This window comes from bacterium (genome assembly GCA_016786595.1).
Lineage (GTDB): Bacteria > Bdellovibrionota_C > UBA2361 > SZUA-149 > JAEUWB01 > JAEUWB01.
Genome location: JAEUWB010000006.1, coordinates 56,609 through 77,298, shown reverse-complemented (window position 1 = coordinate 77,298; position 20,690 = coordinate 56,609). Strand labels below are relative to the sequence as shown.

At 44.3% G+C, this 20,690-nt stretch carries 22 protein-coding genes; 17 read left to right on the top strand and 5 right to left on the bottom strand.

All coding sequences use genetic code 11. The features are described from left to right. The first annotated feature begins 180 nt into the window (after positions 1 to 180). The 3 genes from mdh to sucD are packed head-to-tail and all read left to right on the top strand — an operon-like array spanning position 181 to position 3,182. A complete protein-coding gene (mdh, locus tag JNK13_01855; protein MBL7661473.1) occupies positions 181 to 1,113 on the top strand; it encodes a malate dehydrogenase in 933 nt (310 codons plus the stop codon). A gap of 23 nt (positions 1,114 to 1,136) precedes the next feature. Next, positions 1,137 to 2,303, top strand: coding sequence for an ADP-forming succinate--CoA ligase subunit beta (gene sucC / locus JNK13_01850; GenBank protein MBL7661472.1), 1,167 nt, complete (start codon positions 1,137 to 1,139; stop codon positions 2,301 to 2,303). 6 nt (positions 2,304 to 2,309) lie between these two features. Beyond that, on the top strand, positions 2,310 to 3,182 hold the full coding sequence (gene sucD / locus JNK13_01845) for a succinate--CoA ligase subunit alpha (protein MBL7661471.1): 873 nt from the start codon (positions 2,310 to 2,312) through the stop codon (positions 3,180 to 3,182). 119 nt (positions 3,183 to 3,301) lie between these two features. Here sucD and JNK13_01840 read toward each other — a convergent pair whose 3' ends face one another. Together JNK13_01840 and JNK13_01835 are read right to left on the bottom strand one after the other, a co-directional pair. Next, positions 3,302 to 3,550 (bottom strand): DUF2442 domain-containing protein, encoded by a 249-nt coding sequence (locus tag JNK13_01840; GenBank protein MBL7661470.1) that lies wholly within the window; start codon positions 3,548 to 3,550, stop codon positions 3,302 to 3,304. 9 nt (positions 3,551 to 3,559) lie between these two features. Then, complete coding sequence (locus tag JNK13_01835) at positions 3,560 to 3,829, bottom strand: DUF4160 domain-containing protein (GenBank protein MBL7661469.1); 270 nt, start codon at positions 3,827 to 3,829, stop codon at positions 3,560 to 3,562. 173 nt (positions 3,830 to 4,002) lie between these two features. On the opposite strand from JNK13_01835, the gene JNK13_01830 reads away from it, so the two are divergent. From JNK13_01830 to JNK13_01785, 10 genes are all read left to right on the top strand, one after another. Further along, on the top strand, positions 4,003 to 4,587 hold the full coding sequence (locus JNK13_01830) for a LemA family protein (GenBank protein ID MBL7661468.1): 585 nt from the start codon (positions 4,003 to 4,005) through the stop codon (positions 4,585 to 4,587). Positions 4,588 to 4,758: 171 nt separating this feature from the next. Beyond that, the gene (locus tag JNK13_01825; protein ID MBL7661467.1) at positions 4,759 to 5,592 is read left to right on the top strand and encodes a TPM domain-containing protein; all 834 of its coding nucleotides are present in this window, start codon (positions 4,759 to 4,761) and stop codon (positions 5,590 to 5,592) included. 2 nt (positions 5,593 to 5,594) lie between these two features. Continuing rightward, positions 5,595 to 6,152: a TPM domain-containing protein gene (locus tag JNK13_01820; protein MBL7661466.1), complete on the top strand. Its 558-nt coding sequence runs from the start codon at positions 5,595 to 5,597 to the stop codon at positions 6,150 to 6,152. A gap of 194 nt (positions 6,153 to 6,346) precedes the next feature. Next, positions 6,347 to 7,531, top strand: coding sequence for a hypothetical protein (locus JNK13_01815; GenBank protein ID MBL7661465.1), 1,185 nt, complete (start codon positions 6,347 to 6,349; stop codon positions 7,529 to 7,531). Continuing rightward, complete coding sequence (locus tag JNK13_01810; GenBank protein ID MBL7661464.1) at positions 7,531 to 8,127, top strand: CDP-alcohol phosphatidyltransferase family protein; 597 nt, start codon at positions 7,531 to 7,533, stop codon at positions 8,125 to 8,127. Before JNK13_01815 ends, JNK13_01810 begins: the two co-directional genes overlap by 1 nt. A 12-nt stretch (positions 8,128 to 8,139) precedes the next feature. Next, positions 8,140 to 9,078: a phosphatidate cytidylyltransferase gene (locus JNK13_01805; GenBank protein MBL7661463.1), complete on the top strand. Its 939-nt coding sequence runs from the start codon at positions 8,140 to 8,142 to the stop codon at positions 9,076 to 9,078. Between the two features lies 1 nt (position 9,079). After that, a complete protein-coding gene (locus JNK13_01800) occupies positions 9,080 to 9,715 on the top strand; it encodes a 1-acyl-sn-glycerol-3-phosphate acyltransferase (protein ID MBL7661462.1) in 636 nt (211 codons plus the stop codon). Continuing rightward, positions 9,712 to 10,260, top strand: a complete 549-nt coding sequence (locus JNK13_01795; GenBank protein ID MBL7661461.1) for a hypothetical protein — start codon at positions 9,712 to 9,714, stop codon at positions 10,258 to 10,260. The genes JNK13_01800 and JNK13_01795 overlap by 4 nt, the downstream gene beginning before the upstream one ends. 287 nt (positions 10,261 to 10,547) lie before the next feature. Beyond that, positions 10,548 to 10,865, top strand: coding sequence for a hypothetical protein (locus JNK13_01790; protein ID MBL7661460.1), 318 nt, complete (start codon positions 10,548 to 10,550; stop codon positions 10,863 to 10,865). Between the two features lie 250 nt (positions 10,866 to 11,115). After that, positions 11,116 to 12,105 (top strand): hypothetical protein, encoded by a 990-nt coding sequence (locus JNK13_01785; GenBank protein ID MBL7661459.1) that lies wholly within the window; start codon positions 11,116 to 11,118, stop codon positions 12,103 to 12,105. Between the two features lie 151 nt (positions 12,106 to 12,256). Here the strand turns inward: JNK13_01785 and JNK13_01780 are convergent, their stop codons facing one another. Next, the gene (locus JNK13_01780) at positions 12,257 to 13,312 is read right to left on the bottom strand and encodes a hypothetical protein (GenBank protein ID MBL7661458.1); all 1,056 of its coding nucleotides are present in this window, start codon (positions 13,310 to 13,312) and stop codon (positions 12,257 to 12,259) included. 197 nt (positions 13,313 to 13,509) lie between these two features. Between JNK13_01780 and JNK13_01775 the strand changes: the two genes are divergently transcribed. Continuing rightward, positions 13,510 to 14,031, top strand: a complete 522-nt coding sequence (locus tag JNK13_01775; protein MBL7661457.1) for a hypothetical protein — start codon at positions 13,510 to 13,512, stop codon at positions 14,029 to 14,031. A 132-nt stretch (positions 14,032 to 14,163) separates the two neighbouring features. Here JNK13_01775 and JNK13_01770 read toward each other — a convergent pair whose 3' ends face one another. Then, positions 14,164 to 16,008, bottom strand: coding sequence for a DUF3413 domain-containing protein (locus JNK13_01770; GenBank protein ID MBL7661456.1), 1,845 nt, complete (start codon positions 16,006 to 16,008; stop codon positions 14,164 to 14,166). A gap of 345 nt (positions 16,009 to 16,353) precedes the next feature. On the opposite strand from JNK13_01770, the gene ndk reads away from it, so the two are divergent. From ndk to JNK13_01755, 3 genes are all read left to right on the top strand, one after another. Beyond that, complete coding sequence (gene ndk, locus JNK13_01765) at positions 16,354 to 16,764, top strand: nucleoside-diphosphate kinase (GenBank protein MBL7661455.1); 411 nt, start codon at positions 16,354 to 16,356, stop codon at positions 16,762 to 16,764. A gap of 212 nt (positions 16,765 to 16,976) precedes the next feature. After that, positions 16,977 to 18,062, top strand: a complete 1,086-nt coding sequence (rlmN, locus tag JNK13_01760) for a 23S rRNA (adenine(2503)-C(2))-methyltransferase RlmN (protein MBL7661454.1) — start codon at positions 16,977 to 16,979, stop codon at positions 18,060 to 18,062. Between the two features lie 106 nt (positions 18,063 to 18,168). Continuing rightward, positions 18,169 to 19,602, top strand: coding sequence for a serine protease (locus JNK13_01755; GenBank protein ID MBL7661453.1), 1,434 nt, complete (start codon positions 18,169 to 18,171; stop codon positions 19,600 to 19,602). Positions 19,603 to 19,942: 340 nt separating this feature from the next. Here JNK13_01755 and JNK13_01750 read toward each other — a convergent pair whose 3' ends face one another. Beyond that, positions 19,943 to 20,563 (bottom strand): inorganic pyrophosphatase, encoded by a 621-nt coding sequence (locus tag JNK13_01750; protein ID MBL7661452.1) that lies wholly within the window; start codon positions 20,561 to 20,563, stop codon positions 19,943 to 19,945. Positions 20,564 to 20,690: the final 127 nt, after the last annotated feature.

Below are 20,690 nucleotides of genomic sequence, written 5' to 3'. Positions count from 1 at the left end.
ATTAACTTTTGAAAACAGTTTCAAAACCTATTAATAATCCCCTACTACCCGAAAGGGGCTCATTATTACTCAAGATTTTTAAATTAAGCAATTACGGACTATTTATCTCTACAGTTGCGGCCAGATCTAATTCTGTATACAAACCGGCGTTGTACGTTAATTGGAGACTGCAAAATAATTATGAAAACACGTCGTAAAATTGCCCTGATCGGTGCTGGAAATATTGGTGGAACACTTGCTTTATTTGCCCTCGAGCGTGGACTTGGGGACGTTGTGATGTTTGACGTTGCCGATGGAGTTGCCGCCGGGAAAGCGCTCGATCTCACGCATGCAGCACCAGTGCTTGGCACTTCTGTAGCAGTCAAAGGCACCACAGATTATAAAGATATCGAAGGCGCAGACGTCGTGATCATTACAGCGGGAATTCCACGTAAGCCTGGAATGAGCCGCGATGATTTAATTGCGACAAATGCGGGCATCATGAAAACCGTAGCGCAAGGCGTTAAACAATACGCCGCTAACGCTTTTGTAATTGTTGTCTCTAACCCGCTAGACGTGATGGTAACTCTTTGCCAAAAGGAAACTGGCTTCCCACATGAGCGCGTTGTGGGTATGGCTGGCGTTCTTGATTCAGCGCGTTATCGTGCGCATATTGCCGAAGAATTAAAAATTTCTCCGACATCGGTTTCAGCTTTCGTGCTTGGCGGACATGGCGATGATATGGTGCCGATCCGATCCTACACTACTGTTAATGGCGTTCCAGTTGCGCAGCTGATTCCTGGAGATCGTCTCGATGCTATCGAGAAACGCGTGCGTGGATCGGGTGGCGAAGTTGTAGCGCTACTCAAGACTGGCTCAGCCTTCTACTCGCCAGCAATTTCAGCGATCGAAATGGCCGAGAGCTATCTTTTCGACCAAAAGAAAGTGATCCCTTGCGCAGCTTATCTCCGTGGCGAATACGGGTTTAAGGATCTCTACATGGGCGTTCCCACAATTATCGGCGCGAAGGGCGTAGAGAAAGTCGTTGAAATCGAAATGACTGAAAAAGAAAAGCAAGAACTAGCTGTGAGCGCCTCGCATGTGCGTGATCTTGTAGCAAGTTTAAATAAGTAAGTGATTAATTAAGGTACTAATCAATGAATTTACATGAGTATCAAGCCAAGGATTTTTTAGGAAAATTTGGATTACCAGTTAATCCAGGATTTCTTTGTTATACGCCGCGAGAAGTTAAAAAGGCGGCGGTTAATTTAGGTGGCGGACTGACTGTGGTCAAAGCCCAAATTCACGCTGGTGGTCGTGGAAAGGGTGGCGGTGTTAAACTTGCCAAAACTCCTAACGAGGCTTTCAGTTTAGGTGAAAAAATTATCGGCATGACTCTAGTCTCTCCACAAACTGGTCCACAAGGTCGCTTAGTGCGCAAGGTTTGGGTCGAAAAAGCTTCGGATATCAAACGTGAGTTTTATCTCAGTTTGATTATGAACCGTGAAAGTACTTGTGTTTCATTTATCATCAGCGCCGAAGGCGGAATGGAGATTGAGGAAATCGCCCACAAAAATCCAGAAAAAGTTTTGACAGTGAACGTGCTTCCCGAAACGGGCCTACAGGATTTCCATATCCGCTCGATTGGTCAGTTCTTAAAGCTTGATAAGGATTTGCAAAAGAAATTAACGCCGGTTGTAAAAAACCTCTATCGTGCATTTCTCGAGCTTGATTGTTCGATGCTAGAAATTAATCCCTTGATTGAAACTACGGAAGGAAATTTCATTTGTCTTGATGCTAAAATGGCACTCGACGATAACGCTTTGTATCGCCAAAAGGATGGCTTTGATCGCCTCGATTATGATGAAATCGATGAGCGTGAAATCCGCGCCGGCGAACTAGGCATTAACTATATCGCTTTAGATGGCAACATCGGTTGTATGGTAAATGGCGCAGGCTTAGCGATGGCAACCATGGACATCATCAAGCAGGCTGGCGGTTCACCAGCTAACTTCCTCGATGTCGGTGGTGGTGCAACTAAGGAAATGGTGACCGAAGCTTTTAAGCTGATTCTTAGCGACTCAAGTGTCAAAGGCATTTTAGTCAATATTTTTGGCGGCATTATGCGCTGCGATGTAATTGCCGGGGGTATTATTGAAGCGGCCAAGGAACTCTCGATTAAAGTTCCACTGGTAGTGCGCCTCAAGGGTACAAACGTTGATATTGGCAAAAAAATGCTTGCTGATTCAGGATTAAAAATCATTCCAGCTGACGATATGGCGGATGCGGCAAAGAAGATTGTTGCTGAGGTTGCGAAAGGATAAAAGAAAATGGCTGTTTTAGTTGATAAAAATACAAAAGTACTAACACAAGGCATGACCGGCAAAACCGGCATGTTTCATACCAAGGCCTGTAAAGAGTACGGCACGCAAATGGTTGCGGGGGTAAGTCCCGGCAAAGGTGGCGAAACGGCAGAAGGCATCCCTGTATTTGATTCAGTTAAGGATGCTGTTAAGGCCACAGGGGCCAACGCCAGCGTGATCTATGTCCCTCCTCCTTTCGCCGCAGATGCAATTCTTGAAGCTTGCGATGCTGGAGTACCGCTTGTTGTCTGTATCACTGAAGGTATTCCCGTGCGTGACATGCTCCAAGTCAAAACCTATCTTAAAAATTCTAACACGCGCCTGATCGGTCCAAACTGTCCAGGAATTATTACACCTGGCGCCTGTAAGATTGGTATCATGCCCGGCCACATTCACTTGCCTGGTCGAGTCGGTGTTGTTTCCAGGTCAGGAACACTCACCTATGAAGCTGTTGATCAATTGACTTCGCTCGGGATTGGTCAATCGACTTGTATTGGTATTGGTGGCGATCCATTAAATGGCACAAACTTTATCGATTGCTTGAAGCTTTTCAATGAAGATCGCGACACTGATGCGATCGTGATGATTGGTGAGATTGGTGGAACTGCTGAAGAAGAGGCCGCGGAATATATTAAGTCTCACGTGAAAAAGCCTGTTGTTGGTTTTATCGGTGGAGCGACAGCTCCTGAGGGGCGACGCATGGGCCATGCTGGTGCAATCATCAGCGGTGGTTCGGGAACTGCCGAAGGAAAGTTCAAAGCTCTGGAAAAAGCCGGTGTGGCAACAACGCGATCCCCGGCGACGATTGGGGTGGCTATGCGGGAGTTGCTCAATCGCTAAGTATTTAAGTCCGTTCTTGGCCAAATTTCTTCCGCCTACGCAGTTTCGCCGACTACGGCGGACAAGTCGTCGCGGGAGATTTTTGTTGAACCTCAACGGATATGTATTTATTTGGGCACTCAGCCTAGAGTCGCTAATAGTTTACTGTCTTCGTAAAGGGTATCTGGGCACAAATCAATCTCACCGGGCCAGATTACTGTTCCATAAGCAACAGCTGCTTGCCTGAATTGGGTTATATCTTTTAGTGCCTTAAATACACCAGTATCTAACAAATTAGCTGCGTCAAAAATACGAGTTTCTCCGTTAGTAAAGACCAATACTAAGGTATAATCATCATTTGCTTTGACTGATACAACTCTTGGGTTCATGTAGGTATTTTACTTTAATGGGTCGATTTTGAACAGTGGTAGCGCCTCAATGGCTAAACTCCAATTTGCCAATAGTTCGTCACGGTGCAGCTCAATCCAAGCTAATAAAATCCGTTCTTTATTAATTGGTAGGGAACCTTCGAGCAACTCTGATGTTTCAATACCATACACTGCCTCGTAATTTTGATAGCGTACATGTATGTGGGGCAAATTGTGCTTTTTGGTATCTAAAAAATACATCGTAACAATCAGGCCGTAAAACATTGAAATGACTGGCATAAATTATCCTCTTTAGTTATTTTGGGTTTCTGGTTAGAAAAATTTTGAATTACATCATAATTATCGGCCACTTATCGGGAGTTGTTGCTTATTGATGTATAATTTTGCCAGATTTCTCGATCTGTATCTGTCGTAATTGTTTTCAGGTGATTCTTTTCTCGGAGGCTTTCTTTATGAAAAATATTATTAGATTAGTAATGTTATTCCTAATCGTATCCACAGCCGGCTGTGGATACAACCGCTTCCAATTATTTGACGAAGAAATAAAGTCAGCCTGGAGTGAAATTCTCAATCAATATCAGCGCCGCGCTGATTTGATTCCGAATCTCGTTAATGTCGTGAAGGGTTATGCCGATCACGAAAAAGAGGTTTTGGAATCAATCACTAATGCACGTGCCAAAGTAGGGGGCATTCAAGTTAATGCTGATTCAATTGGCGATGCTGCTGCCATGCAGAAATTCCAAGCAGCTCAAGGTGAATTATCTTCGGCGCTTTCGCGTTTGATTGCCGTTTCTGAAAATTATCCGCAGCTTAAAGCAGACGGAGTATTTAGAGATTTACAGGCACAACTTGAAGGTACAGAAAACCGCGTTGCTGTAGCGCGCTTGCGTTATATCGAAGCCGTCAAGTCCTATAACGTTTTGGTGCGCAAATTCCCATCAAACTTAACCGCAAAGATTTTTGGTTACTCGACTAAAGAAAATTTTGCAGTTGAAAATGAAAAAGCGGTAAGTGTGCCGCCGAAGGTTTCATTTTAAGGAAGCTCTGCTTATGTCCGATCTTGGCCGATTTCTTCAGAACGGGACATTGCTGCGCTGCTCATTTATTACAATAAACTCTGCTGCTCGCAATTCCCGTTCCTCGAACTCGTCTCAACCTCGAACATAATCAAAACTTCCCTGACGTGTTCTAAATAAAGCGAAAAGGAAATGATTCGTAGTTTAATCTGTAAATTGTTTCTTGCCACACTTTGCTTCACGCTACCACTCTCTGCCTTTGCACTGATTGAAATTCCCGAACTGACTGGGCGTGTTGTCGACTTAAGCTCGACGCTGACTGGCCCTGAGAAAGCAGTGCTCGAGAATGGTCTTGCTCAGTTTGAAAAAGAAAAAGGATCGCAGATTGCTGTCTTAATTCTTCCGACTACAGCAGGCGAGGCAATCGAAAGTTTTGGGATCCGACTTGCAGAAACTTGGAAAATTGGTCGTGAAAAAATCAATGATGGCGTGATTCTGATTGTTGCTAAGCAAGACCGTAGTATGCGGATTGAAGTTGGTTACGGCCTTGAAGGGGCACTTCCGGATGCAATTTGTAAACGCATCATCTCGGAAATTATCACTCCCCGATTTCAAGCTGGCGAATTCGGACAAGGTATAACGGAAGGTGTTTGGGCGATGCAGAAAGCCATTGCTGGCGAGAAACTCCCTCTGCCCCAATACGATTCAACATTGGTAGACTTATTCCCGGTCTTTGTAGTTCTTGGCTTGTTTTTAGCTTCGATCCTCAAATATTCACTGGGCCGCAAACGTGGCGCGACAATTGCTGCGCTTGTCACATGCGTGCTTTCATTGTTTGCGCTCTCTTTTCTTACAGCGTGTATTGCCGGCCTGATAGTTTTCATTTTTTCCTCCCTGGAGAATAACCGGACTTGGGGGACTGGCAGGTATTCAACAAGTTCAGGTGGAGGTTGGAGTTCAGGGGGTGGCGGCTTTAGTGGGGGAGGAGGGAGTTTTGGTGGAGGAGGTGCCTCGGGCAGGTGGTAACTATGCAAGCCGAACTTTCTAAATTCTTCACAGAAGTTTTCTCGAAATTCTTTAAAGTGCATTTCTTGAAATGCTTTTTCTTCGGTTACTGGGAATTAAATCAAATATTTCCTGAAAGTAACCGGGCAAGAATTGCCGAGTCGATTTCTCTTTCTGAAAGACAACATACCGGGGAGATTTGCATTTGTGTAGAAGCGGCACTTGATCTGTTAGATTTCTTACGTGGGATTACGGTTCGCGAAAAAGCCGAGATGCTGTTTAGCTCGCTACGAGTTTGGGATACCGAGACAAACGCTGGCGTCCTCATATACATTAATTTGGCCGATCGATCCCTCGAGATTCTTGCTGACCGTGGCATTGCTACAAAAGTTAATGACCAACAATGGCACGAAATTTGCGAGCTAACGAAGACAACTTTTCAGTCTGGTGATTTTACTCAAGGGATTATTGAGTGCCTTAACTCAGTCAGCAAAATTCTGGCTGAACATTTTCCGAACGATTCAGGGACTGTAAAACGTTCTATCAATGAACTATCAGATCAGCCCATTTTTAAACGTTGATTTAGGTGTAGTTGAGTTTTCTATGCTAGATTGTAGGACTAGAATGTTTTAATCTACTTGCGCGGGCGCTCTATCTAGGGGAATCTATGGACTTAAGGAAGTTCTCTTCATCGGAGCTTCCATAATTCAGCATAAAAATTTTACTGACTCTAGCTATGAACAGAAAACTCCATCTAAGAATTCTCCTATTAGTTTTGACAGTTCTTGTAATCTTTGCCTGTCGTAAGCCAAATGAACATGCGGCGCCAACTACTTTGCAGGGGGAAATGCGCGACGTCTATGCCGTTGCGCGTAAACTTTATCCTTACGTTTGGTCCCCGGATGCTTTTTTGGATCAGAAGAATACTGCGAAAATTTCGGCGCTGCTTGAGCAGCTAAGTAATGATTTTCATAAGGTTGAGATTGCTGCCCCACTGACGATGTTTGAGCCAGGCTTTCGCGTAACATTACAGACTCATCGAGAAATGATTAAAGATATCCGTGATAGTTTTGCCAAGGGTGATAAAGAGTATGCGAATTGGAAACTACGTGGATTGACCGCAAATTGCGTGGCCTGTCACTCACGCTATGAAGTACCGGTTGATTTCGTTGGTAAACTACCTGTCCAATTAGGGCAGGATTTCGAGGCGCAAATGGCGCAAGCCGAGTTTCTATTTGCAACTCGCCAATTTGACCAAGCCTCAGAAAGTTTAATCACTCTAGCAGTAGGCGAAGCGAAGGCGGTTGAGACTTCACATCATGCGCTGCAGGCGATAAAGCTATGGTTAGTAATTCAAGTGCGCGTGAAGAATACCTATACTAGTGCTGCAGAGAAATTAACTCAGTTTTTGCTAGCCGCGCAGCTAACAAGTGACGACCGTAAACTTGTTGAAAGATGGATTGTTGATCTTAATAATTTTGCTGGAATAAGTGCCCGCGGCGCAAACCTAGAGCGTGCCCGGACTTTATTAAAACCAGTTGCTGGTCAGCAACTACTGACAATTGATGAGGAGAATTTGATTAAGACTCTTTATGCCAGCTCACTATTACATCAAGAGCTTTTAATCGACCGCGCAGTTAAAGCTAGCGCTGGGAAGCTTCAACCTGGTAATGCGGATCTGAGAAGTCGTCGTCAAGCGACTTATCTTTTAGCACTTGCCTACTTCCATTTGCCGATTAAAACCTTTGATGCCTTTCGCGAGCTTTATTTGGAACAAACGATCAGAGAATTTCCACATACTCGCGAAGCGGAACGCGCATTCCTAATGTATCAAAGCTATCTCGAGTTTCAATATTCGGGAAGCGCAGGTTTGAATCTGGATGCAAAGTCTCAACGCCGTTTACAGGAGTTACGTAACTTGGCGTTTGGCAATCCATCTGAGGTGATGATCAGTAACTAATGGGGTCAATTTACGATTTCAAGCCGAAGTTCCAGGGCCTACTTAGACCACTTGCAAATACTCTGGCTCAACGCGGCTGGACAGCAAACCAAGTTACACTCCTGGCGCTTGTGATTAGTATTTTTACAGGTCTATTAGCTTATCTTCTTGGCGGGAAATACCCCGGAATTTTTTGGCTTTTACCGATAGTGCTTTTTATACGCATGGCACTTAATGCCATTGATGGCATGCTTGCTCGTGAGCATCAGATGCAGTCAAAACTCGGCGGCATCTTGAACGAAGTAGGGGACGTAATTTCGGATAGTGCTTTATACTTACCGTTTGTGGTTGTGTCTGGCCTTTGGCAACCGTTAGTGATCACGAGCGTGATTCTAGCAATATTAACTGAGTTTGTTGGAATTCTAGGCCAAGTTGTTGGCGATCTGCGGCGCTACGATGGTCCGTTGGGGAAAAGCGATCGAGCATTTTTGTACGGGCTAACTGCAATTTTCGTTACTCAAGGCCTGGGGCACTTTTGGTTAAATCTGATTTTTATTGTAGGAATTGTTCTCTTGGTGCTTACGATTTGGAATCGCGCTAAAAAGTCTTTACAATAAAAGGGACCGTTAATGCTTAGTGCCATTGACCCAGTAGTGAAATATTCTTTAATTGGGATTTTTGCAGTCTTAATTATAAGCTCTGCAATTACCTATTTTCTCACCAAGCAAAACCCAGAAAAAGACTACCACGAACTAGCTTCACGAATTAAAACTTGGTGGATAATGGTTGCGGTCTTTAGTGTTGCGATCGCGCTCAATAAAACGATTTCTATCGTATTTTTTGCACTGATTAGTTTTTTAGCGCTTAAAGAATACCTCTCGTTGATCCCAACTCGCCGCGCGGACCATCGCGTGCTTTTTTGGGCATATCTAGCAATCCCGATTCAATATTATTTCATTGGGATCGAATGGTATGGGATGTTTGCAATTTTTATTCCCGTCTACGTGTTTTTATTTTTACCTTTTCGTGCTGTGACAATTGGTGAGACAAGTGGATATCTAAATGCCATGGCAACTTTGCACTGGGGCCTGATGGTCACAGTTTATTGTATCAGCCACGTTGGTTTTCTTTTGGTTTTGCCGCCTGATGGCGCGGGGCAAGTTGGCGGAGCAGGGTTGGTTTTATTCCTAGTCGTGCTCACGCAATTAAATGACGTGGCTCAATACGTTTCCGGGAAAATGTTTGGCAAAACCCCAATTATCCCCAAAGTCAGTCCTAAGAAGACTTGGGAAGGCTTTAGTGGGGGAGTATTGACGACAACTGTTTTAGCGACTGTGCTGAGTACGTTTCTAACGCCACTCTCTCCTAGTGAAGGCGCTATCGCAGGATTAATCATTGCTGGTTTTGGTTTTATTGGTGATGTAACAATCTCTGCGATTAAGCGCGACTTAGGGATTAAGGACAGCGGGACCTTGCTGCCTGGACATGGTGGCATCTTAGATCGAATTGACAGTTTGACTTATACTGCGCCGCTATTTTTCCACTATATAAGATATCTTTATTATTAACATGCGGGCGGCGTTAAAAATACTTTTTTTCCTGCTGATCGTTCGTCCACTTGTGTTGATTGTAATTGGCTTGAATATCAGCGGTCGGGACAAACTGCCCAAAAAGGGGCCGGCTTTAGTTGTAGCTAATCATAATAGCCACCTAGATGCGCTTGTGCTTTTGTCGCTTTTTCCGCTGAGGATGCTTAAAATTGTTCGTCCAGTTGCGGCAGCAGATTATTTCTTTAAAAACAAATGGCTCAAATTTTTTTCGCAAAATGTTATCGATATTATTCCGATTGATCGTAAGCTGGGGTCGGTGAAGCAGGACCCGCTCGAGCCGATTGAGCAAGCGCTTAGCGCTGGGCAGATTGCGATCTTATTTCCTGAAGGCACACGTGGAGAGCCGGAGCAGCTACAAGAGTTTAAGACCGGGATTGCGCATCTCGGGGCAAGGCACCCTGACGTGCCAATCATTCCTATTTTTATGCATGGCCTGGGTAAGTCCTTGCCGCGAGGCGAAGCGATTTTAGTGCCCTTCTTTTGCGATGTTTTTATTGGCGCTGCTTTGTCGGGAGGGACGGACAAGAAACAATTAATGCAAGATTTAAATGCAGCGTTTAGTGCGCTTGTTAAAATTGGACATTTCCCGGAATGACAATAAATCCTATTTTTTATTTGGCAGCGTTCTGGGGTTTTGGTGAAGCGACGCTATTTTTTCTTGTGCCAGACATTTTGCTGAGTTTCGTTGCACTCAGGGATTTAAGACTGGCACTAAAATTAAGTTTTATTGCCGCGCTCTTTGCTACTTTCGGTGGAGTTCTGATGTATGGCTTTGGATTTTACGACGAGTCTTTGGCCTTTAATCTGCTGAGCAATATTCCTGCAATTGATTTTAAGTTAATCCAGTTAGTGCAGGTACAAATTGCAGAACTCGGATATTTTTCACTCCTTCAGGGAGCATTTTCCGGGGTGCCCTATAAAATTTACGCTGTAAATATCGGAGCTCTGCATCAGGGGCCTTTAGATTTGCTGCTGTTTTTATTGGTTAGTGTCCCGGCTAGGTTTGTTAGGTTTATTTTGAGTGTTTTTGTATCTAGGATAGTTTCTAATTTTCTTAGTCCATACGCTTCTGTCCAGCACCAGACGCTAGTATTCTGCATTTTCTGGGTCGTTTTCTACGCAGTTTATTTTCAGAACTGAGTTAAAATCCAAGGTGTTTTTGTGGGGAATTTGAGAAAAAGTAACCCCGTACCATAAGCGGCTTGAAATCCGCTGATTTTCCTATATAATCACTGACCTTATCTGGAATGAAAAGTAATCAGGGGTAGAAGTAACTCTAGCTCGTTTTATCGGCGTAATCCTAAATTCGCCGGCTAAAGCGCGGAGCTAGAACGGTTTTTTATCGGCTCCTCTCGATCGGTCTTGACCTGCTTAGTTGGAAATAATTCTTCCAAGTAAGCGGGCCAAGCGGCTCCAGGAGGAAAAAAATGTCTAGGTGTGTAGCACTTGTAAAAGAAGTCATCGATTGCGTCAACGAACTTAAGGAAGACTTTGCTGGTCACCTCGAAGTTACTGCTCATGAAGATTCGCATCCACAAGCACATGACTGCATCGTGATTCGATACGGGAGCGCTCAGTATGCGATCAGGAACGGCCGAGTTGGAGAAGCTCGATGGCGAGTTGATTCTGCCATTTTGGCTGACGAAAACGGAGGTGATCTCCGCGGGCGCGTCACACTTGTTGTTGATGCTATTTTGCAGGCCTTTTTTGGAACATCTCTTGCTGGAGGTGGAAACCCGGGCTAGCATCTCGTCGTTTCAGGTTCTTCAGAGAAGCTCCGCGCTTCTCATTTTCTTGGGATTTATGTATCCTGCATTTTTGTTCTTTGACATTTAATTTTTCGTAGAAGTCTTTAATTTCTCGCTAACTACTTTAGCGAGAAAGAAGAAATTTTAAGGTTTTATTTGATTCCAAATTTTAGCCGTAGATTTAAGTTAGATTTGAGTCGAGAGATAAGCTTTCTCGACTCAAATCACTGAGTCAAAGTTAACCACGATGGTATCAATCACACCGCGACTCCTCACGCTAGGAGAGCAAAACCCGCTTAAGCCGGGTCTCGACGTTAAAATCAGCCCGCTTGGGGCTGCTCTTGTTTCTCTTCATCGGCCAGGCTTTGGTGACCCTGTGATTCAGCCGGGAAATGCTTTTGAGTTTGACCCGACTGCTCGCAATGCCGGAGCTCATTTTTGCTGCGAGTTTTTCGGCAGACAAGAAGGCGGCGTACTGCCTGCCCCAGATGGAACCGATTACAGGCTCTCTCATGGAGATGTTCACGCCCTTCACGGATCGGCGATCGACTACGAGTGGGAGATTGTTAGCCAAACTCCATCCGTAGTTCAGATGCGGCACGAGATGCGCGAAACCGCGCACTATCCGTTTCGAGCGGTTTACACCGTTACCTACGAAGTGCGTGGTCACTTCCTCTATGCGACGCTAGAAATCGAAAACATCGGCAATGAACTCGGGTGGTACGCACCAGCTTGGCACCCATCTTTCAGCCGCGGGGGGATTGATCTTCGGATCAAGTCTCAATATCGCCCAGAAATTCGGATGCCGCTTACGGGAGTATACGGTTATGAGGGGAGTATCCCCTTGTCAAAGCGCCTAGCTCAAGCTATCGAAAATCCGGTTACCTGGTTCCCGCATTTTGCTGAAGTTGGAACACTAGATCATTCGTTCAACGTAGATCTGACCAAGAAGCCTGTGGTTGTCGATTATTGCACGTTTTCAGTCCTGATGAAGGCGTGGGTCGGACTTGTCGGTCCTGGTCAAAAACTCGATTCGGCCAAACGCAGGCCTGTTCCAGTTGCACATGTCTACAACGGCGATCCTCAGCGAATCGCTGTCGAGCTTTGCACTGGCCCGGCTAACGCCTTCTGGCTCAACAGGCATTTCGGAGACGAACTTGTAGGCGGCCCTTGGGCGGTGCCTCCCGGAGACAGGCTTGTCTTGTTTGTTCGCATGGAAGTCGGTCGGGGAAAGTAAGCGTTAACACATCATCTGGGGCAGTCTACAGTCGTAACTGCCCCAGATAACTTTCTCACAGCACTTTTTTTACATTACTTTTTTCACAGCATTTCCCGCAGCATTTTTTTTGCAGTATTTTTTTGAGATTTATAAATTTCTTCTTTCTTGCTTATTCCAACCAATTTTTGATGATGGGCAATAACTCTCTCCAGTTAGAGAGCATCAGGAAATGATCTTCTTTGGGGAAATGATGAAAAGTTACATCTGCCCCGGCTTTTTTAAGGTCGTTAACGCCTTGCTTAACATACTCAAAGTCGGTTTGCTTATCGTCTTCCCCTGTTAGAACAAGGATTTCTGCATTTCTAACGTTATTAATTAATGGCTTAGGTAAAACAGGCGAAGAAAGAATCAGTCTAGAACGAGCAAACTGAGCACGAGAAAAATCAGGATCGGCCGCAGCAAGCACACCACAATTTCCGTTGGATAAACCCATCAGGACGTGATTGTCGCTAGAAATGGCGTTACGATCTGCGGCAGCATCAACAATTTTAGAAATAAATTCTGCACTTGCCTCAGGGTCGCATGGCCCAACTCCGCGGCTCGGCACCACAATAACTTGTCTTAACTCTTCGGCTAATTCGGTTAAAAGGCAGGTGTAAATCTTGAAATTTCCCATTGCTCCATGGTTGAAGACAAAAATGCCTTTTGAGCGGTCCAGCGCTACTGTGGGGACGATTTCGTAGTAGTGATTGTACTCAAACTTGCTAGAACGATCTTGCACCAACTCAACAAGTCCTTGGCTGGAAATATTTTGTAGATTGCACCCTGTATACGTAGCAGTTGTTTTTAAAAATAAATCAAAGCCGCGCTGCAGCGTGCCACCAAAAAGTAAGGGCTGACTGAAGAGCATACCTAAACGAGAGATCTCGGCTTCAGCTACAGGCAAGAGCGGATGTGCCTTGACCTTTGGTGAGTTAAAGAAGCGGTCTTCAACTTTTACTTTGGGCTGGTAAGTATCGACATTGAGCATTGCCGGAACCATGGTTTGACCTGCATAGAATGCTGCCGCCACACAAACTGCTCCAAACATACGACTGGAAAATTTTTCAAAAAAAAGTCCGATAAAAGCAATTGCTGTCCAGCCAATGCGCGCATAGAGGGAGGTTGCTGTGAGTATGCAGGGGAGAGCAATTAACCAGAGAAGTGTGAAGAGTAGTTTAAACATCGTTAGTTTTTAGCATTGCCGCAGGTTGTCATCTAGCCATGACTTTATTTTTTAAGCCCGAAATGATATCTAGACAAGCTCTAATCAACTTATGGGTAGGTAGAGAAGTTAAAGGTTTTGTTCCCAGTGCCATGAGTTAGGTGGCTTAAGGTGTGTTTGCGACTTTAGGCTGCCCAACCTGGGCATTGGAGTAAATAATGAACTGGTGGCAATGGTTACTAGTGATCGTAGTATCCGGTGTTTTGTTATTCGCAATTCTGATCGCGATTGTTGACATCTGGACTGACAAAATAAGACTTGCGGAACTTCTTGCTTTCACGAACAAACAATTAGGACAACTAGAGGAACAGTGTGAGGCGCTGCGAAAAGAAAACCAAGCCTCGAAGCGCAATGCGGTTAACTTTCTGGTTGCAATTTGCGCGACTTTGCTGGCAGGCAAAGAATTACCCGAAGCTGTTGCTGAAAAGCATAAAGAGTATCTGCGCTGTCAGCAAGCTCTACTCGGGGCCGAGCATTCGCCGTCGTATGGAGAGCGGCAGAGAGAAGGACACAGCGCTTTTCTTGCATATTGCCTGGCAATCGCCGAAGCAGCGCAAGCGCTACCTGAGCTCGAGTCTAATATGAAGGCTCAAATTGATGCCCTCGTTGAAGGACTTCGCGCAAAAATCCAGGCTCACGAAGCAGGGATGGAAGAGTATGACGTTGGGGTTGAAGCCTAATTTCCGATAATCGTTCTGGGCAAGGTTTTGTAGGCACATTTCCTCCTCTACCTTGCCCGCCTTTTAGGGATATTTTTTTTTCGTCGTCGGCGCGGCCTTTGATTGCACACTAGATAGTGAGTGCGCGCTAGCCTACTTGTAAAATCTACTTTGCTGCTCAAAAGTCTGCTGCAAAATATCTGAGCGCGAAACGGCCTCAGTAAGTGGTTGCATTAGCGGGTCAGTAATATGCATTCCGCCGAATTGAAATATCGTCGTCAGTCGGTCAGGTTCAATAATTCCTGAGTTTCCATAGTTAGAAACAAGCATGAATTTTCTTTTTTCAGGCCTAAAAAGGTTGTGACCGACAGCATAGTCTCGCGGCGGATTAGTGCACTGAAAAAGTTCGCTTAAAAGCGTCGGTGCGATGTCGTAGTGACTACTCCAATGCGGATACTCCTTGATTTCTTGATTTGGCCAGGCTACCAGCAAGGGCACTTGTGTTTGAAATTTAGTGAAATTTCCAGTGTGGCGCCAAAAGTTCATTTTTGTATCATTAAACTCTTCGCCGTGGTCACCGGTGATGAAGATAATAGAATTATTAATTAAATTTTTCTCGCGTAATTTGTTTAAGACTTTCCCAACTTCACTATCGACAAAATGCACAGCGTTAAGATAACGGTTTTTAAGCGGAAGCGGGTCAAAGTCTTGATTTAAATCTAGGTAATCAACGTCGGTAATGCTTGGTGTAAAGACCTGCGGCGAATCTTCCGGAAAATCGAAAGAGTGCGTTGAGTCGTAAAACAAAAATCCCATAAAGGGCTCTATTGGATTACGCGTCTCAAGGAAATTATTAAAACCTCTAGTAATTTCTTGGTCGCGCTGATCCGGGGTTTTAGCACTAGAGCGGCGGCGCAAATTTTGAATTTTCGCAAAAACTGTGCGGTCAAATTCGGGACTACTTAAAGGCGCGCTACCAAAAATTGCCATCTGGTAACCCTGCTCAAGGAATTTATCGATCAGCACAGGACTTTGTTGGTGACGTAAAAATGCTTGCCAGTATGTGCCAGGAATACCATAAAAAATACTGAAAATTCCTGTGCGCGTCGCGCTGCCCCCGCTCCAATGATTAGTAAACTTTGAAGTTTGGCTGGAAAAAGCTTTGATTTGTGGTGTTGCAATTTCATTGATTACGTCAAAACGTAAAGCGTCAATCACAATAAAAATCACATTCAATCTTGTTGGATTTGTCGTGCAGATCAGAGGGCTTAATGGGTAGTGTAAATTACCTTCAGTGTGCGTAATTACAATATCTTGCTGACCGAGATCGGTGCTAATCCCCAGTTTCTTAAGAAACTTTCTTGCAGTAAACGCTGGATAAAGCGGATAAAGCTGAGCCTGAATTGTCACTGGTGCATAAGCCACAGCATCGGCCCAAGCAAAAAACAAATTATGTGTAATTGCTGACAGGCAAATTAAAGTCAGAATGCCGCGGCTAGTGCCCCGCTGGAATTGCATTGCGGCGATCTTCCGAGCCAGCCAAATAAAACTTAGTAGTGTAATTAATAAAGCCAGAACAATCAGTAGTGATTTATAAAGCATTTTGTCAGAGAAAATAAAAATCTCGCTGGAAGCGTCGCCAAAGAGCATGCCCAGCACTGCCGCATTGAGGTGAAAACGAAAAAGTTGAAATGCGTAGCTATCGATGATCACAAAGACGTCTAAAAACCAGCACAAAGCTAGGGCGAGCAGCCAAGGGATTACTGCGGGAATCTTCCTCAATGAAGACAACGCGAGACTAGGTAATACAGCAATCAAGCTCAGAGTCGAAAAATGCCCGACTGTCATTAAGTATGAAAACGCTTGTGCGCTAAACTTAGTGTGCTCACTAGAAACAGCACTGTAGCGTCGAGCGATAAGCAGCAAAGCCAGCATGTTGAGCAAGGCAAAGACAATCAACTCTCTAGTTTGTGGCGATGGTTTAAAGACAGATTTCATAAAGTTATTGCTTAATGATCGATGCGTTATTTTTGTTAAGTTTCTAACATTTATGAGTTTTTTGAACCATACTTGCCGATTATGACAAAAAAGATTATAGCTTTCCCCGTAAATATTCGTATTTTGTAGCAAACATCATATCTGAGCTACAAAACGCAAAACGCAGTCCTTCTATATGTATGAACTTTGCATCTGCATGTTTTTAATGGAGGGGAACGCTATTAATTGGCTAGTTGCGTCTCCGACACAACTATTATACCGGTTTGCAAAAATCGTGATTTTATTCAGAATCTTTTTGCAAACTGGTATAATAATGCGCCTCAAAAAGAATAGAAAGGAAGGAAAATGGCTACTGAAAGAACACTCTCAATTATTAAACCAGATGGCGTTAAAAAGAACGTGATCGGTAAGATTTTTACTCGTTTTGAAGATCGCGGTCTGAAAATTGCTGCTACAAAAATGCTGACACTTTCTAAGGACCTGGCGGGATCATTTTATGATATTCACCGCGAGCGTCCATTCTTTAAAGACTTAGTTGAATTTATGACTTCTGGTCCTGTGGTGGTCAGCGTGCTTGAAGGCGAAAATGCTGTCGCGCTTAACCGTGAAATTATGGGTGCAACTAACCCGAAAGAGGCAGCTCCAGGAACAATCCGGGCGGATTTTGCGACCAGTATCGATGCCAATACTGTGCACGGTTCAGATAGTTTGGAAAACGCACGCAAGGAAATCCAATTTTTCTTCCCAGAGTTTTAAGTGTGATTTTGGCTAAATACGTCGTTGCGGGGATTTTTTCTCTGTTGTAATTCGCTCGCAATTATATTGTTAGTCGTTTTCTTTAATTCAACAGATCGGCTTGCGAGGAAAACTTAGGCTTAGGCTTGAACTTTCCCTTACCCTTCCCATTTGGCGTAAGCGTAGGGTTAAGCCTAAGCTGAAAAAGAAATAGTAGTATCGTTGAAGCAACTATGAATACTGAAAAAACTGACATTACTGGTTTGTCGCGGGCTAAGCTCGGTGAGTACTTATCGACAAACTTCCAAGTCCCAGCTTATCGCTCGCGTCAAATGATTCAATGGATTCATCGTCAGCGCGTTACCGACTTTGATGCGATGACGGATTTTTCAAAAAAACTTCGCGAAGAATTAAAGGAAAAGTGCCTGATTTCCCGGCCGGAAAAGGCCGAAGTGCTGCTTTCTAAGGATGGCTCACGCAAATATCTGTTTAAGCTTACCGATGGCATGCAGGTTGAAAGTGTTTTTATCAAGCAAGAAAAGCGTAACACCCTTTGCATTTCTTCACAGGTTGGTTGTGCGATTGGTTGCCGTTTTTGCATGACTGGAACGATGGGTCTGACGCGTAATCTGACTGCTGCAGAAATTATTGGCCAAGTTTTAGCTGTGCAGGATGATGTGGTCGAGCGCGGGGATGACCCGGAAAGGGATTCTTTTTCCAATATCGTTTTTATGGGCATGGGCGAGCCTTTGCATAATGTCGAAAATGTCTTTGAAGCTGCACGACTTTTGAATGATAACCTCGGGCATAATTTCTCATCACGCAAAGTAACAATTTCTACCTCTGGACTTGTGCCAGCAATTGATCGTTTTGGGGAGGAAAATATCCCAGCAAATCTGGCGATTTCTCTCAACGCTACGACTGATGAAGTGCGCGAGAAATTAATTCCGATTAATAAGAAATGGCCACTGGAGACATTGCTCGGCGCGCTCAGGCGTTTTCCGCTTAAGGCGGGCAAGCGTATCACGATTGAATATGTGCTCTTGAAAGATGTCAATGACACTGATGCAGACCTCAAGCGTTTGCCTGGATTGTTGCGTGATATTCCTTCAAAGATTAATTTGATTCCTTATAACGAAAATACAGGTCTGGGTTTTTATCCGCCCGACCGAGACCGCATTGGACTCTGGCAAGAAACGCTACTTTCTAAGGGAATGAACGCGACGATTCGTTGGTCCAAAGGGCAGGATATTGCTGCCGCTTGCGGCCAGCTTGTGACGGAAAGCTCACGGAAGAAGAAACTAGATATAGTTCAGTAAACCACTCTTAAAGTTTATTGAGAAAAACATAAGGGGGAACGTTTGCGTTGGGAAGTTAGATGTGCAATAAGCACATCTAACTATCGCCAAGCAGTAAGGGGGGTATATGCTAAAAAATAGGACTTTTCGATTAATTCTTGCAGCTTTTTTTGCATTCTGTGGAGCATCCGCAGCGGTTGCTGACCGGGGAGCATTTATCATCAATGGGTCAAATGCTCCGGAGGGTGAGTATCCGTGGATGGCCAGTATCTCTTATAAAGGAACAAATCCATTCTATGCGCACTTTTGCGGGGCCGCACTAATTGCGCCGCAATATGTTGTAACAGCAGGGCACTGTGTCGCGTGGGCTCGGCCAAGCGACATCCAGGTTCTTGTCGGACGCACGACGTTGAGCAATGAAAATGGAACAATCGAGAATGTTTCGGGTATTTCAGTGCATCCATTATATGACAGCTATCTTAAGATTAATGATATTGCCTTAGTCAAGCTTGAAAATCCTGTAGCATATCCGGCAGTGCCCTTGGTCGAAAGTGGCGATGAATCCTTATGGACAGCTGGAACAATTTCAACGATTTTAGGGTGGGGGACAAAAAATCCAGACTATCCAGTTTTGCCAGATACGCTGCAGCAAGCACTAATTCCGATCAAAGATGATACTACCTGTCGTGATAGTATTGGCCGATTTTTCAATCCGCAAAAACATCTTTGCGCTGGAATTTTATCCGATCCAGGCGAATTAAATGGAGTTGATACCTGTAATGGCGACTCCGGAGGCCCATTGGTTGTGCCTGATGGCAATGGATCATGGAAAATAGCAGGTATCACAAGTTGGGGATTTGGTTGTGCAAGTTCATTTGCCTACGGTGTTTATACGCGTATCGCGGCCTACAGCGACTGGGTCTATACATTTCCACCACCAGCTCCATATCTTGAAACTGATGTTACATTATTCGGCGACCCATATGTCGGAGAAACTTTGACGTGTGATTCCGGTGCATGGACTGGCGAAAATATCCAATTTACCTACAGCTGGTTTCAAGATGATGAAAATTCTGAAGAGGCCAAAATTGATGGCCAAAACCAGGCACAATTAACTATCGTCGAAAATCTTCTTGGGAAGTTTATTTCTTGTCGAGTAACAGCAAGTAATGGTGGAGGTGAAGTGTCTGCTGATTCAGATTGGTCTTACCGTGTCGTGATCAATGATATTAGGGCGCCTGAACTATCTTTTCTTTCTGCTGATTGCAAGGTTGGCTCATGTAGTCTGCGCTATCGAGCAATTGATCCGGGCTATTCGCTCGGCATTGCGCGCGTGATTGGACGAGCACTCTATCAAATGAGTAAAGCAGAGTGCAGAAAATTAGGTTCTGGTTGTAAGAAAATTAATCGCGTAGCGGCCAAATATGTTGGGTCGGGTATTTATGAAGTTAAGCTTCGACCACGGGCGATTGGATCGTATAGTTTAAAGCTACATGCAACTGACAACGCTGGTAATCTAAGCCCGGAAGTAAAGACAAAGATTAAGATCAAAAAGAAGTGATTACTTTTTAGATTTTACTCAATTAGCAAACCCACTTTAATCAAGTGGGTTTGCTTACTGTTGCAAGGCCAGCTTGTGACAGTAAGCTTACGGAAAAGAAACTAGAAGTAGTAGCGAGCTAAGTGTTAGCTTTAGGCTTAGAACTAGGCTGTGATTGCAAGTGACGGAAATTCTTCAGCTTAGGCTTGAACTTATTCTTTTTCTTAGACTGACTACGTGACAACCATGCAATCATGATACTTAGCCGATGATCTTGTTGTGAGAATTGAAGCAGGATTAGAGGAAGTTCAAGTTCAAGCCTAAGCAACTATTTTGCTCAAGTGTGATTTGAAAGCGGATCTCAGGACTTTGCAATCGACGAATTATAATCCTCAACGCTAGCCTGAATCACTTCATGAGCTTCGCTTACATCATAAATGTGCGTAATTTCCACCACACGTTTTTCATCACGCGGAAATTCTTTGTAAGTCAAAAAATAATGCTTGAGCCGGTCAATTAAATTCGCTGGACATTCACTCAAGGTGCGATACTTGCCGTAGACGTTATCTTCGTAAAGTACGGCAATGATTTTATCGTCTGCCTTGTTGTTATCAAGCATTCTAAAGCCGCCGATAGGAACAGCGCGCACTAAAATATCGCCATGTTGCACGGTGCGCTCTGTGAGCACGCAAATATCCATTGGGTCACCGTCGCCTTGAATGCTAGGGCGGTTAGTTTTAGTCGAAGCGAAATTGCCAATCCTCTCTCCGCAATATGTGCGTGGAATAAATCCATAGAGTGCTGGACAATAGTTAGAATATTTTTGCGGACGGTCGATTTTTAAATGTCCGGTTTCTTTGTCGATTTCGTATTTGACTGTGTCAGTTGGAATCATTTCAATATAGGCATTAAGCACTTCGGGGGCTTTCTCCCCAATTGAAACGCCGTGCCAAGGATGAGCTTTATAGAGTGATTTTATCATGGAGCATTTTTAACATATTACGAGAAGAATAGAGAAAGGTATTATTTCAAATAGTGAAAGATTGAGATGACAGCGATAAACGCTAAGTAAAAATGGCCTTGAGGGCCGAAGAAAGTAAATCCTCCGG

Excerpts from the sequence above, each read along its gene's own strand:
- mdh (MBL7661473.1), top strand. The coding sequence starts at position 181 with ATGAAAACACGTCGTAAAATTGCCCTGATCGGTGCTGGAAATATTGGT.
- sucC (MBL7661472.1), top strand. The coding sequence starts at position 1,137 with ATGAATTTACATGAGTATCAAGCCAAGGATTTTTTAGGAAAATTTGGA.
- sucD (MBL7661471.1), top strand. The coding sequence starts at position 2,310 with ATGGCTGTTTTAGTTGATAAAAATACAAAAGTACTAACACAAGGCATG.
- JNK13_01840 (MBL7661470.1), bottom strand. The coding sequence starts at position 3,550 with ATGAACCCAAGAGTTGTATCAGTCAAAGCAAATGATGATTATACCTTA.
- JNK13_01835 (MBL7661469.1), bottom strand. The coding sequence starts at position 3,829 with ATGCCAGTCATTTCAATGTTTTACGGCCTGATTGTTACGATGTATTTT.
- JNK13_01830 (MBL7661468.1), top strand. The coding sequence starts at position 4,003 with ATGAAAAATATTATTAGATTAGTAATGTTATTCCTAATCGTATCCACA.
- JNK13_01825 (MBL7661467.1), top strand. The coding sequence starts at position 4,759 with ATGATTCGTAGTTTAATCTGTAAATTGTTTCTTGCCACACTTTGCTTC.
- JNK13_01820 (MBL7661466.1), top strand. The coding sequence starts at position 5,595 with ATGCAAGCCGAACTTTCTAAATTCTTCACAGAAGTTTTCTCGAAATTC.
- JNK13_01810 (MBL7661464.1), top strand. The coding sequence starts at position 7,531 with ATGGGGTCAATTTACGATTTCAAGCCGAAGTTCCAGGGCCTACTTAGA.
- JNK13_01805 (MBL7661463.1), top strand. The coding sequence starts at position 8,140 with ATGCTTAGTGCCATTGACCCAGTAGTGAAATATTCTTTAATTGGGATT.
- JNK13_01800 (MBL7661462.1), top strand. The coding sequence starts at position 9,080 with ATGCGGGCGGCGTTAAAAATACTTTTTTTCCTGCTGATCGTTCGTCCA.
- JNK13_01795 (MBL7661461.1), top strand. The coding sequence starts at position 9,712 with ATGACAATAAATCCTATTTTTTATTTGGCAGCGTTCTGGGGTTTTGGT.
- JNK13_01790 (MBL7661460.1), top strand. The coding sequence starts at position 10,548 with ATGTCTAGGTGTGTAGCACTTGTAAAAGAAGTCATCGATTGCGTCAAC.
- JNK13_01785 (MBL7661459.1), top strand. The coding sequence starts at position 11,116 with ATGGTATCAATCACACCGCGACTCCTCACGCTAGGAGAGCAAAACCCG.
- JNK13_01780 (MBL7661458.1), bottom strand. The coding sequence starts at position 13,312 with ATGTTTAAACTACTCTTCACACTTCTCTGGTTAATTGCTCTCCCCTGC.
- JNK13_01775 (MBL7661457.1), top strand. The coding sequence starts at position 13,510 with ATGAACTGGTGGCAATGGTTACTAGTGATCGTAGTATCCGGTGTTTTG.
- JNK13_01770 (MBL7661456.1), bottom strand. The coding sequence starts at position 16,008 with ATGAAATCTGTCTTTAAACCATCGCCACAAACTAGAGAGTTGATTGTC.
- ndk (MBL7661455.1), top strand. The coding sequence starts at position 16,354 with ATGGCTACTGAAAGAACACTCTCAATTATTAAACCAGATGGCGTTAAA.
- rlmN (MBL7661454.1), top strand. The coding sequence starts at position 16,977 with ATGAATACTGAAAAAACTGACATTACTGGTTTGTCGCGGGCTAAGCTC.
- JNK13_01755 (MBL7661453.1), top strand. The coding sequence starts at position 18,169 with ATGCTAAAAAATAGGACTTTTCGATTAATTCTTGCAGCTTTTTTTGCA.
- JNK13_01750 (MBL7661452.1), bottom strand. The coding sequence starts at position 20,563 with ATGATAAAATCACTCTATAAAGCTCATCCTTGGCACGGCGTTTCAATT.